We start from the raw sequence: 13,199 nt of genomic DNA, 5'->3' as shown, positions 1-13,199 counted from the left end.
TTAAGATTTATAAAAGATAATTTAGCGACAATTGACGGGGTTGAAATATACCCTGTTATATCGCTAGTCATATTTATAACCTTCTTCACAGGGGTGTTAATTTGGGCGCTAAGAGTAGATAAGAAAAGAGTAGAAACTCTAGAACAAATTCCATTATCTGACGATTAGTAGAGTTAAAAATTTAAATACGAAGAAAATGAAAAAATATAACAAAGGAATTCTTGTACTATCAGTGTTTTTATCGGCCTTGTTTACGGTAAATGCACAAGACGGAGCAAAATTATTCAAACAAAATTGTGCTGCTTGTCATAAGATAGATAAAAAATCTATTGGTCCTAAATTAGAGGGAGCAAAAGCAAAATGGGAAGAAGCAGGAGAAGCAGAAATGCTTTATGAATGGATTGCTAACCCAAATGACTTATACGAAAGCGGAAAATCTAAAATGGCTGCTGCGGTATGGGATTTCTCTCCAGCGGCAATGTCGCCAATGGCACATTTAAGTAAAGAAGATGTTGACGCTATTTTTGATTATGTTGATAATCCTCCACCTCCTGTTACCGTTGAAGAACCAAAAGGAGGAGAAAATGTTGCAGCTGATTCAACTCCAGCACCAACACCAATGAGCAATGGAACACTCGTTTTCTTATTATCAATCATTGGATTCTTAGTTATTGCTTTACTGGTTCTTGTTAATGGAGTTAAAGCACTTAAAAACCAAGGAGGTGAAAATCAAATTGAGTATGAAGAAGAAGGTTTTGGTTTCCTAACAAAATCTGTAGCTATCGAAAATGAGGACGCTATTCTTTTAGATCATGATTATGATGGAATTAAAGAGCTAGACAACGTACTACCACCATGGTGGGTATGGATGTTCTATGGAACAATCATTTTCTCAGTCATCTACTGGGGAATGTATCAAACATTTAAAGTTTGGCCATTACAAGAAGAAGCTTATGTTATGGAAATGGCACAATCGGAAAAAGATGTGTACGAATACAAAAAAGCGAATAACTTGTTAATCTCTGCTGAGACAGTGACTTTCTTAACTGAAGAAGCTGAAATAGCAGCTGGTAAAGAGCTTTATGACGGAACATGTAAAGTATGTCATATGGCTGACGGTGAAGGTTCGGTTGGACCAAACTTAACTGATAAATACTGGTTATACGGTGGAACAGCTGGAGATATTTTTACTTCGATTAGCGATGGTCGTCCAAATGGAATGCCAGAGCATAAAAGTAAATTTAACGAAAAGCAAATTCAACAATTAGCTTCATTTATCCATTCTTTAGACTTTAAAGAAGGAAAAGCTCCAGAGGGAGACTTAATGAAATAATTGACTACAAGGTTTAAGTAACAGAAGCCACTCTAAAAGGTTAGAGTGGCTTTTTTATTTTATCCAATTGCTCTTTAACACTTCTTTAACAAAAGTTTAAACAACTAGGCAACAAAGACTTACAATAAATATAAACGCTGACTTTTAGCAGTTTTTTAACTATACAAATACAGTTTTTTATGCAACGAAAGTTACATACTTTTATACTGGATATTAACCAACTTTGTATAGGTCTAATAATACCAATAAATTATGGCAAACAACGAAGAATTTAGGGATGGCATTTCTACTGTCGATAAAGATGGAAAACGCGTATGGGTTTACCCTAAAAAAGTAAGTGGTAAATACTTTAACTACAGACAGGTTTTTGCTTACACATTAATCGCCTTTTTATTTGCAGCTCCTCACATTAAAATAGGAGGAGAACCTTTATTGCTATTCAATATTTTGGAACGTAAGTTTATCGTTTTTGGTAAAATATTTTGGCCTCAGGACTTTCACATTTTTGCCTTATCAATGATTGGTGCTGTTGTCTTTATTTCTTTATTTACAGTCGTTTTTGGACGTTTATTTTGTGGTTGGGCCTGCCCTCAAACTATTTTTATGGAAATGATATTCCGAAGAATAGAATATGTAATTGAGGGAGATTGGACCAAACAGAAAAAGTTAAACAAAGCTCCTTGGGATGGTAAAAAGACTTTTAAAAAAGTACTGAAGCATACCATTTTCTGGCTAATTTCATTTTTAATCGCCAATACATTCTTAGCTTATATTATTGGAGCAGAAAAACTGATTGAAATACAATTAGACAACCCGCTTAATCATGTTGGAGGTTTAGTTGCCATTATTATTTTTTCATCCGTTTTCTACGGTGTTTTTGCATTCTTAAGAGAGCAAGTTTGTACCACAATTTGTCCTTATGGAAGATTGCAAGGGGTACTATTAGATGGCAAGTCAATTAATGTAGCCTATGATCACAAAAGAGGGGAAGGAGAAAAGGGAAGAGCTAAATTTAGAAAAAATGAAGACCGTAAAGCTCTTGGAAAAGGAGATTGTATCGATTGTAAACAATGTATTCATGTTTGCCCAACAGGAATTGATATTCGTAACGGAACTCAATTAGAATGTGTAAACTGTACCGCTTGTATGGATGCTTGTGACTTTATGATGGAAAGCGTAGGCCTTGAAAAAGGGCTTATCGGCTATATCTCTGAGGAGGGTATTGAAACAGGTGAAAAAGGATTTCAATGGAACATTAGAACATTGGCTTATTCTGTTGTATTAGTGATCATAGTAGGAGTATTAGGTTATTTAACGATTACAAGAAGTGATTTTGAAAGTACAATTACAAGATTAAGAGGAACCACTTTCCAAAAGGTTGATGATACAAGAATTAGTAATACTTACAATTTAGGACTTGTAAACAAGACTAAAGACACCAAAAAAGTTACCTTAAAAATTCTTGAAGGAAATGGAGAAATTCCACCAATTGAATTTACCTTAGAGCCTCAAACAGAATTAAAGAAAAACTTTGCCATCATTATGAAGAAAAAAGAGTTTGATATTGATGCAGGTAAAATGGTATTTATTATTGGTGTTTATGGAGATGGTAAACTTATTTCAAAAGTAAGAACTACCTTTATGGGACCAACACTTTAAAAAAAGAAACTATGAACTGGGGAAAAGGAATTGTAATCGCTATTGTTTTGTTTATATCATACTTCATGTTTATGGTAATAACAATGATTCGTACATCTAGCGATTTAGTAGAAGAAAACTACTACGAAGAAGGGGTAAAGTTTGAACAAAAAATTCAAGCAATAAAAAACAGTAAAGCGATAAAAGATCAGATTAAAATTAGTGTTGATCAACAATTCTTAGCGATTGAGTTTCCTAACTCGGTTAGCATGGATAGTGTTACCAATGGAGTCATTCACCTTTATCGCCCTGAAAATGGAAAACTAGATAAACATTTTTCTTTTTCTAAAGAAGCTGGAAATATTCAACTGATTCCTAAAGAAAAAATTACAGAAGGCTATTACAACCTTTTATTATCATGGAAAACCAATGAAAGTGATTTCTATGTAGATAAAGGAAGAATAAAAATTTAATTATGGACTTAATCACAGCAGCTTTTATAATGGGATTTGCAGGCAGTTTCCACTGTGTGGGAATGTGTGGTCCAATTGCCTTTGCTTTACCATTAAATCGTACAAATAACCTTACTAAAACAATAGGAATATTGTTTTATAATTTTGGAAGAATAACGACGTATGTTCTACTTGGAACATTATTAGGAGTATTTGGAACAGGGTTAAAGCTTGCTGGTATTTTACAGTATGTTAGTATCACTATTGGTATTCTTATTATTATTTCTGTATTACTTCCACGTATTTTAAAAAATGTAAAATTTACCAGTTCTTTATACCTAAAATTCAACAACTGGGTAAAAAATAAATTGGGGAAATATCTAACAAAAAAATCGAACTCATCTTTACTCATTCTTGGGCTATTAAATGGTCTGCTCCCATGTGGTCTAGTATGGGTTGCTATGGTTGGATCTGTTGCCTATGGAAGCATCAGTTCGGGAGCTTTATTTATGCTTTTCTTTGGACTGGGAACATTACCTATGCTTTTTGCATTACCTTACTTTTCTAGTTCAATATCGGCCACTATACGCAACAAAATGACCAGAGCAATTCCTTATGTAATGGTTTTATTTGGTATTCTCTTTATTCTAAGAGGTATGAACCTAGATATTCCTTATATCAGCCCCCCTTTGAGTGAAGATGGAACAGAAGTTAAAAGTTGTTGTCACCACTAGTTGGTAATATTCATTAATGGAGTTGACTCTCAATTGCTTTATCTATAAGTAAAGAATCTACATTCACAGATGGAACCTCAACTTGCTCAAACATTTTGTTTTCCTTTAAAGCAGGGATCACTGTTTGGGAAAAATCTGAAAGCGGATAATACAACGCCGACTCATCTTTAACTTCTTGAGGAATCAAATTGAGTTGCTCGTCATAAGAATTAATAATGACCAAAATCACACTAATTATTAAAAGCACTTTTATTACACCAAAACCAGCTCCAGCAGCTTTATTTACCAATTTTAATTGAATTAAATTAATAAACTTTTCCAAAATTTTACCTAAAACAAAAACACTTGCGACAATTAAAATAAAGGTGACTGTAAATGAAGCTAAGGGAACATATTTATCCTCTACTTTACCAGTAATAATTTCAGCAATATAATCAGAAAAATGAATCGCCCCCCATACGCCTAAACCAAGGGCAATCAAACTACTTATTTCAATAATCAACCCTTTTTTAAACCCTCTGTAAGCAGCCCAAATAAGTGGAACAACAATAACAATATCTATGGTACTCATACAAGGGGAAAGGTAAAGCCTTTAACAATACCTTTTGAACTTAACACTAAAACCTATACACAAAGGCTGGTTAATTTTTATACTCTTTAGAAAATAAGCCTGTTAAAGTGATTAAAAATCTAATGAATAAATCATGGCTTCCAATTCTCTTAAATAGGGTTGTTTTTGAAATTTTGGAGCAAAAATATACCCCTCAACAGTAATGACTCTATTTTTTTCTTTGTCAACTTGACTCACACTAATAAATGGGCCTCCCATTAAACTATTTTCCATTTTCCAAAGGCCTTTCATTTCAAAAACATAATTCTCATTATACTCTTTCTCAACATATTCTGGATAAAAACTAGGTGATCGCTCTGTAGCCATATAAGTACCCTCTTTCTCACCATGGATATACTTTTTAAGAACACTATCTCTTTTATTCAATTGATATTCTAATGTAAAAGTACTATCATCAATAAACGGATAGGTATAAACCAATAAACCTTGTTGAATTTCATGATTTAGACCGTCTGAATGTTTTGATCGTATTTGTTGCATCCAGATTAACTCATTAAAGTTTTCTGCTACTTTCATAGTGTTGGGAACATTCATCGATAAATCCATAGTAATCTCTAGTTCCTCTTTTATTGCTTTGTTATACCCTTTCTTATATTCTTCTTGCAAACCTGTTATTGCTGAAGCACTCAATTCATTAATCAAAGTCGGAGCATACAACATATACTGATCAGTAATATCGACCGTATTTCCTCCCGAAATTTTATAAACTTTCTGTCCCTTTGCCCAAATATCTTTAGTAGGATCATTAAAATTCAGTGAGATAGATTTCCTCGCTTTATTCACCTCAAAAATCAAAACGGTATGATTTGTTTTTAACGCTTGATCAAAAGATGAGTTATCTACAATTAAAACATCAAACAAAGGCTCTTGTTGAGGCAAAGTTTCAACAGGTTTTCCTAAAGTTTCTTTGATAGCTTTAGCAAGGTTCGTTTCCCAGTATGGTTTGTCTAATACAACCACAATTCTACCAGGAGCCCCATTCGCTTGTTCTTTTAAATCTAGCTCGGAAAACCCATCATCAATACAACTATTCAATGATAGCGTCATAAAGATAAATGTAGCAATAACAAAAAAGTATTTCATAGTTTAGTTTTTATTTCAAGGCAAAAGTTGTTGAACCAATTTTGGCTCCTTCAGCATATATTTCAGTTGTATAAGTACCTGGATCTATTTTACCTTCTACCTCAAAGTAAATACATAAATCCACATTTTGATTTTGGTAATTAATTTGTCTTTTCACACTTCCAGCTTTTGAAGCTCCCTTAGCATCAAAATTAAAGGATGAGCTATTTTTTAAGACTTTTCCATTAGGATCAATCACTACCATTATGATTTCTTTATTTCCTGCTTTAGCTATTTTATTTTCTATAATGGTAAAGCAGGACTTTATCATATTTGTTCGTTTAGCTCTAGAAGTTTCAACCTGCTTTCCACTATTTTTTACAATAATGGCATTAGCTGTAATTCCAGCAGTTTGTAAAACAGATCCTAAAGCCACCATATTCTTGGTTTTGTCCAGCTCAGATTTCACTTGATCTCTTTCTGAAGACACCTCAGTAATCTGGTTATCCTTAATGATAATGGTATTTTGTAATTTCCCATTTAATGTATTTAAGGAATCTATCGTATGGATATACCCTTTCATAATATCTCGCAGGGTTTCTGTCTCCTTCTTTAGCTTATAAATTCTTCCCCAATCTCTCTTTTGTTGATTTTTTAATCCATCAACCTCTTCGATTAGACTTGTGATACGTGCTCTTTGGTTATCTATACTATCTTGCATCTCTTGATTTTCTATTTCAATATTATCATATTGATCCAATAGACTAACCAAATTTTGTCGAAGAGCTGCATCATCAGACTCTTCTATAATTCCAGAGTTTTTAAGAATCGTATTGAGGTCCTCTTTCTCTTTCAACAATGCAGTTATTGAAGATTCATGTGTTTTATTTTGTTTATTGGCTTCTCCCAATGCAAAAGCTAAATAACCTATTCCAGCTAATAATAAAACGATGATTACAATATAAATTCCATCTTTCTTTTTTCCTTTATTTGCTTGTTCCTCCATAATAATTTAACCTGTGTAAAGTTACGAATATAATGACTTTTTATCGATACCCAATCCTAAGCTATACTAACCGATAAACTTCTATTTTTTCTTGTTGATCAATTTTAAGTTGTTCCAATATCTGCTCAATCAAATTGACGGCATCTCCTGATGTATAAATTTGAGTTGATCTTTCAGGACTATCACTCAATAAATGAGCTTCCTCTAATATTTTTCTTGTCTGCTTAGCGATGGCCTCCGATGGTTCTAACAACTCAATATTTCCTCCTGTAATTTTATGAATTTGCTCCGTTAGAAGAGGGTAATGGGTGCACCCTAATACAATATAATCCACTTCCTCTTCCAACATTGGTTCAATATACTGTTTAAGTAAAGCCTCCATCTCTACAGAATAAACCTTATTCTCTTCAACCAATTTAACAAGCCCATAGCCTATTTGAGTAATCACATTTTTATTCTTAGCAAATTTCTCTGAAGTAGTTTTAAAATGTCCTCCATTAATTGTTCCTTGGGTAGCCAAAACACCTACATTGCCAGTTTTTGTCAAAATTGAAGCGGGTTTAATTGCTGGCTCAATTCCAACAATGGGTATTGTGTAGGTCGACCGTAACGTTTGAATAGCTGCTGATGTGGCAGTATTACAAGCGACAATAATCATTTTACAATTTTGGGCAATCAAAAACTCAACAATCGCTTTACTTAAATCGGTAATCTCTTGATCGGTTTTATTCCCGTATGGACAATTTTTATTGTCTGCATAATAAACAAACGACTCATTTTTAAAAATTTTGAGCAATGTTTTCCATACTGTCAAACCTCCCACTCCTGAATCAAATATTCCAATTGGATGATTATTCATTGCTATCTCTGGTTAACTTCTCGTTAAATTAATTCTTAAATTAGATTTTGGCTACATTAAACCTTTTAAGCTAACAGTTTCTTCTTCATTCAAATAAAACTTCTTCCCTACACCATAAACTTTGGCTTTGACGTTCCCTTTTACCCCAACTTTAACTTTACCAGAAAATAACGAACCTAAAGAACCTGTTACAGCTCCCATAATTTCTTTAGTCTTCGCTTGAAGATATAGTGGGTATACTCCAGTCGTATTTTTCTTCAAAACTATTTTATCTTTCATTTTAGTTTTACCAGCATGTTTGCCATTAATAAATACATCCAATGTTGTCGGCTTAATGGTAATATTATAGGTGTTGGGATTGTCTACTTTTAAATCCAACCTTATTAAAACATTTTCTTTTGTTCTATCAGCTAAACTAAAGTTTTGAACCCCTTTAAAATCAACGTCCTCATACTCAAAACAACCACTTAAAGTAATGATTGTCACAACAATTAAAACTATTCCTTTTATACGCATCATAATGGCTTTAACTATAAATCTTATTTAAAGTTTCAAAAATCTTGCCTAAGATACTGCTTATAGTCAAATGTGGGAATATAATTCCAACTTTTAATTTACTTAAAGGCAACCTATTACGCCTATTTAGAGTCCTAAGTTTATAATTCCATATTCTCATGAAAAAAATAATATACCTAATTGCTACCATTCCATTTTTTGCTAATGCCCAGGTAACTGTAAACAACAACGCTTCTGTTGCTAGTTATGTCCAAAATGTCTTGGTTGGAAACGGTGTTAGTGTATCAAACATTCAATACAATGGAGGCTCTGCTGGCTTTGTGGAAGAGCAAGTTGGAGAATTTAGCGATTTATCAAATTCTACAGGGATTTCAAGTGGTTTAATTTTGGGGACTGGAGATGTACAAATGGCCAGCTTCTTAAATACAGGAGGAGGAGTTAGCCTAGGAGGAAATGGCGGATTAACGCTTGGAGTAGACCCAGATTTACAATCCATAACTCCCAATCAAATTTTTGATCAATGTGTGGTAGAGTTTGATTTTGTTCCTCAAGGAGACACCATCAAGTTTAACTATGTATTTGCTTCCGAAGAGTATGAAGAATATGTCTGCGGAACAGTAAACGATGCTTTCGGCTTTTTTCTAACGGGGCCTAATCCAGCTGGTGGAAATTATACAGCATACAACATTGCATTAGTTCCTGACCCATCTAACCCAATCAATTTTACATCTACACCTGTATCCATCAACACCATAAATCCTGGTGTAGCAGGTGCTTTTGGCTTTCCTGCCACTTGTGCTGCTATTGACCCAGCATGGGCTTCTTATAACGTTTTTTATACTCAAAATACTACTAATGATTATGAGTATGACGGAAAAACCGTAGTATTACAAGCTAAAGCTGCTGTAAATTGTAACCAAACTTATCATATTAAACTGGCTATTGGAGATGCTGGAGATGAAGCTTATGATTCTGGTGTATTCATAGAAGGGGGAAGTTTTTCTTCAAATGCTGTGGAAGTGAATATTTCAGCTGCTTCAAGTTTAAACTCCATCGTTGGTGACACCGCAGTTTTAGAAGGATGTATTGATGCTGCTTTTACATTTGTAAGACCAGATACAATAGGCGATTTAACCTTAGATATAGACATCTTGGGATCCGCAACAAATGGGGTTGATTATGATGCGATTGCCGACAGCATATTCTTTGCTGCAGGTAATGATACGGCTATACTAAACATTTCTACGATAGCAGATGGTATTGCTGAAGGTGATGAAGAACTAACAATAAATGTTTATACCATCACCCCATGTGGCGACACTGTTGTAACCTCAGGAACTTTGTATATCGTTGAAGATTATGAATATAATGTTGTTGCTATGGAAGATATAACCCTAAATTGCCCTATAGATTCTATCATGATAAATGCCCATGCTTTAGGAGGAATTGCTCCTTATACCTACCAATGGAATAATGGAGCTAATGGTGACTCCATATATGTCTCTCCCTCTCAAACAACGGAATATATTGTGACCGCCTACGACGCTTGTAACATTGCCTCTATAGCTGATACTGTGCGAATTATTTTTGACACTCCAGATGCTATACAAGCAAATATGAATGATACAACACTATGCGGCACAGGATTTATTCTTCTTGAGGCAAATGCAACAGGAGGAGCTCAACCATTAAGCTATTTATGGAGCACTGGTAGTATGGGTGAATCTTCTTTGGTTTCACCAACACAAACAACAACTTATACGGTTACAATGACAGACACATGCGGTACTGTAGCAGTCGATAGTGTTACCGTTAATGTAAGTATTAATCCCATAAACCTTTCTGTAGTTGCGCCAACATTTCATTGTATTGGAGAAAATTTAATTCTCACACCTACCCTAACTGGAGGAAGCCAACCTTTTAACTATTCATGGACTGGAAACGGAACATTAGCTGTTAACTCACAAACGGGTGAGCTTACAGTTGCAAACCCTCAATCAGGGAACTATGCATTAACGGTTACTGATGCTTGTAATCAACAAGCTTATCATGATTCTTATATTGATGTTATAGGCTGCTCTATTACAATACCCAACGTCATTACACCCAATGACGACAATCAAAATGAAGCTTTTGTAATCGCTAATTTAGAATATCATCCTAACACTAAAATTAAAATCTACAACAGGTGGGGACGATTAGTTTATTCTTCTGACAATTACCAAAACAACTGGAAAGCAGAAAATGTTTCTGGAGGTGTATATTACTATGTATTAGAGTTAGTAGACGAAAACCAATGTGAAAATATTGCTTGCAATGGATTTATTACGGTAATGAAATAGCATCCTTTACAACAGCATTATTTTTTAATATAATTTGAGCTTCGTTTTTAGGCCTTCTAACATTCTTATTGGGTCTAAAAACAGACTTACATTTTACCACTCCTAACCAATTCGTTCCAAAACAATTATAGAGTTTGGATTCATTGATGATTAGTCGAGCTTTTTTTTCTAAATATATCGTAGACCCTTTTGAAAAATGAACATCCTTATTAACAACTAAAGTCTGCCTTTTTTTAACGACCAGATCTCCTGTAATAAGCATGGACTTATTCCAAACTGTATCTTCAAAAATGATAAGAGTATGCTCAGGCTGATATTCATTTGCCGTTGTTAAACGTATCCTACTAGGATCTGTTGTATATAAATAATGTACGTACCCTACTTGCATTGGAGACAAGTAATTCCTACACTGATTATACCCCATAATATTATTACTCGTTCGAATACTATCACAAGGAACAAATCCAAATTTATCACTAGGAGGTAAGTCATCAAATTGCGGAGTGTTGGTATGATACAAGCCTAAAGTATGACCTATTTCATGTGCCAAAAGTTGCGCATTTGCCCAGTCTCCTCCTTTAATAAAATTAGAAACATTTAAAAAATATGGTGATGGTCCACAACCAAAAGCAATATTACTATGAGAACTTCCGGTATAAAAAATATGAAGGTAGTTCTTATCATTATTGGTATATTTTTCCCAAAGATAACGATCACAATTCAGGTCTCTTTTTCGATAATAAAAAAATGAACTCGGAATAACATCAGGTAAACTTTTAAGCGTTAAATAACTGTGCCCAGCATTTTTATTCTTAGAAACTACTTTAAATACAGATTGATCAAGGAGAATGCTATCTGTTCGTTTTATTCTACTATAATCTCTGTTTTTGATGTACAGTCTACCAAGTTCTTTATCCACAGAGTCTATGGAAACAGGCCTTTCATATAAACTCATAAACATTCTATCCCAAGCAATAGAATCTACAAAATAATCAATGGTATCTATTCTAAATGCTATCCGGCTATCTGGAATATAATGAAATGCTCCATCTTTTCCCCTTAAAGTACTTGGAGATAAATTTTTATAATAACCATTAATCCAATCAAACTGTTTTTTGATAAGGTTAACACTGTCTACATTATAATTTTGAGCATCATCTTCATAACGATAAATCAAATGTATTTTTGTTTTAATCGTTTGAGTTGGGTACAATAAAACATCTGAATTTTCATGAGGAATATAAGGCAAAATATTGTCTCTCTGACCATAATAAAAAGTCAGACAAAAGGAAAATAATATAACAATATTATACTTAAAACTATATTTGTGTTGTATCCACCGCAATATTATCCAATTTCAATTTGATAGGAGCAATAAAAGCCTTGTATTCAATTAATGCGCTATCTTTTAATGGATCTACAGTTGGTATATCGATACTTAAAGGATCTACTGCTTTTCCATTAATATATATCCTATAATCTAAATGTGGTCCTGTTGACGCTCCTGAACTTCCTACTTCTCCAATTTTTTGTCCTTGACTAACATGCACTCCTTTTTTTATTCCTTTTGCAAAACGTCTAAGGTGCATGTATTTCGTTTCAATATCTCCAGTTGTATGTTTTATTTTAACCAATCTTCCTGCTTGACCTGCCCAACCAGCAAAAGTCACAACTCCACTACCTGTAGCAACAACTTCTGTTCCCATTGGCGCAGCATAATCAACTCCATGATGTGGTCTATAATATTTAAAAACAGGGTGAAAACGACGGTGTGAGAATTTAGACGAAATACGAGTAAACTCAAGAGGAGCTGAGAGTAAAGCTCTTTTCATACTTTCTCCTTCTTCACTAAAATAACTTTCTGGCAGAGTGTCTCTTTGATAGCTAAAGAAGTAACGGTCTTTATCCAAGTGATTAAATAAAACAGATTTGACTTTTCCCACTCCTACAAATTCATCATCGACATACTTTGCTTCATATATTACTTTAAAAAAGTCTCCTTTCTGTATTCCAAAAAAGTCGATACTCCATGCATATAACTTGGTGACTTTGCCTACCAATGCTGGAGATAAGTTTTGATCCATAAAAGCATTCCACAAACTAGAAGTCACTGCACCTCCAGCCATCATTTCTTTTACAACAACCTCTTTTTGCCCTAAATAAACATTCAATGAATCCTCAAAATCAAAAACGACATAATTTATCGCATCTTTTTTATAGATAAATTTCAACAACTTTTTCGTTGAGTCTTTTGTTTGCAAAGCAGTATAAAGATGGTTCGGTTTTATTTTCCTAACATCAAATACTGAATCAAAATTTTCAGCTATGAGAAAAATAGTTCCAGCACTAATTCCATACTTTGGTAAAATATGCGTCAACCCTTCGTTCTTTTTTACACTATTGGTATCTACCACATAATCATTGTAATTAAACCCATACTTTATAACCGGTTCTGGCTCCACAATTTTTTCTATTTTTTTCTCTGGTTGGGGCACTGTTTTTTCTTCTGATTCACAAGAAAGAAAAGTGAACAACAATAAAATACTAAAAAATAAAAAACTCGTTTTCATGGAAATCTTTAATAATATGGAAAGGTAAAATTATCCAATAATTCCCCTTTTTAACC

Annotated in this window: 12 protein-coding genes; 5 read left to right on the top strand and 7 right to left on the bottom strand. The window is 33.7% G+C overall.

From position 1 onward, the window contains the following. Positions 1-196: 196 nt before the first annotated feature. From N4A35_10740 to N4A35_10725, 4 genes are all read left to right on the top strand, one after another. Positions 197-1,333: a c-type cytochrome gene (locus N4A35_10740; protein MCT4581885.1), complete on the top strand. Its 1,137-nt coding sequence runs from the start codon at positions 197-199 to the stop codon at positions 1,331-1,333. Positions 1,334-1,585: 252 nt separating this feature from the next. Continuing rightward, the gene (ccoG, locus tag N4A35_10735) at positions 1,586-2,992 is read left to right on the top strand and encodes a cytochrome c oxidase accessory protein CcoG (protein ID MCT4581884.1); all 1,407 of its coding nucleotides are present in this window, start codon (positions 1,586-1,588) and stop codon (positions 2,990-2,992) included. Positions 2,993-3,003: 11 nt separating this feature from the next. Further along, complete coding sequence (locus tag N4A35_10730) at positions 3,004-3,444, top strand: FixH family protein (protein MCT4581883.1); 441 nt, start codon at positions 3,004-3,006, stop codon at positions 3,442-3,444. A 2-nt stretch (positions 3,445-3,446) separates the two neighbouring features. Beyond that, positions 3,447-4,157 carry a sulfite exporter TauE/SafE family protein gene (locus N4A35_10725; protein ID MCT4581882.1) on the top strand — a complete coding sequence of 237 codons (711 nt, stop codon included), beginning with the start codon at positions 3,447-3,449 and terminating at the stop codon, positions 4,155-4,157. 13 nt (positions 4,158-4,170) lie between these two features. Here the strand turns inward: N4A35_10725 and N4A35_10720 are convergent, their stop codons facing one another. The 5 genes from N4A35_10720 to N4A35_10700 all read right to left on the bottom strand — a co-directional run bounded on the left by N4A35_10720 (position 4,171) and on the right by N4A35_10700 (position 8,234). After that, complete coding sequence (locus tag N4A35_10720) at positions 4,171-4,728, bottom strand: CvpA family protein (GenBank protein ID MCT4581881.1); 558 nt, start codon at positions 4,726-4,728, stop codon at positions 4,171-4,173. A 111-nt stretch (positions 4,729-4,839) separates the two neighbouring features. Beyond that, positions 4,840-5,871, bottom strand: a complete 1,032-nt coding sequence (locus N4A35_10715; GenBank protein MCT4581880.1) for a DUF4837 family protein — start codon at positions 5,869-5,871, stop codon at positions 4,840-4,842. Positions 5,872-5,881: 10 nt separating this feature from the next. Next, complete coding sequence (locus tag N4A35_10710) at positions 5,882-6,856, bottom strand: hypothetical protein (protein ID MCT4581879.1); 975 nt, start codon at positions 6,854-6,856, stop codon at positions 5,882-5,884. 61 nt (positions 6,857-6,917) lie between these two features. Then, a complete protein-coding gene (gene murI, locus N4A35_10705) occupies positions 6,918-7,715 on the bottom strand; it encodes a glutamate racemase (GenBank protein MCT4581878.1) in 798 nt (265 codons plus the stop codon). Between the two features lie 51 nt (positions 7,716-7,766). Then, complete coding sequence (locus tag N4A35_10700; GenBank protein ID MCT4581877.1) at positions 7,767-8,234, bottom strand: LEA type 2 family protein; 468 nt, start codon at positions 8,232-8,234, stop codon at positions 7,767-7,769. A gap of 155 nt (positions 8,235-8,389) precedes the next feature. On the opposite strand from N4A35_10700, the gene N4A35_10695 reads away from it, so the two are divergent. Further along, positions 8,390-10,573: a choice-of-anchor L domain-containing protein gene (locus N4A35_10695; GenBank protein ID MCT4581876.1), complete on the top strand. Its 2,184-nt coding sequence runs from the start codon at positions 8,390-8,392 to the stop codon at positions 10,571-10,573. Here the strand turns inward: N4A35_10695 and N4A35_10690 are convergent. Both N4A35_10690 and N4A35_10685 read right to left on the bottom strand, forming a co-directional pair. Next, on the bottom strand, positions 10,557-11,822 hold the full coding sequence (locus tag N4A35_10690) for a hypothetical protein (protein ID MCT4581875.1): 1,266 nt from the start codon (positions 11,820-11,822) through the stop codon (positions 10,557-10,559). The genes N4A35_10695 and N4A35_10690 overlap by 17 nt on opposite strands. 70 nt (positions 11,823-11,892) lie before the next feature. Beyond that, entirely contained in the window at positions 11,893-13,143 is a 1,251-nt protein-coding gene (locus tag N4A35_10685) for a M23 family metallopeptidase (GenBank protein ID MCT4581874.1), read from the bottom strand. Positions 13,144-13,199 lie beyond the last annotated feature (56 nt).

This window comes from Flavobacteriales bacterium (assembly GCA_025210295.1).
In the GTDB taxonomy this organism is placed as follows: domain Bacteria; phylum Bacteroidota; class Bacteroidia; order Flavobacteriales_D; family Parvicellaceae; genus S010-51.
This window is presented reverse-complemented; position numbering and strand designations above follow the sequence as displayed.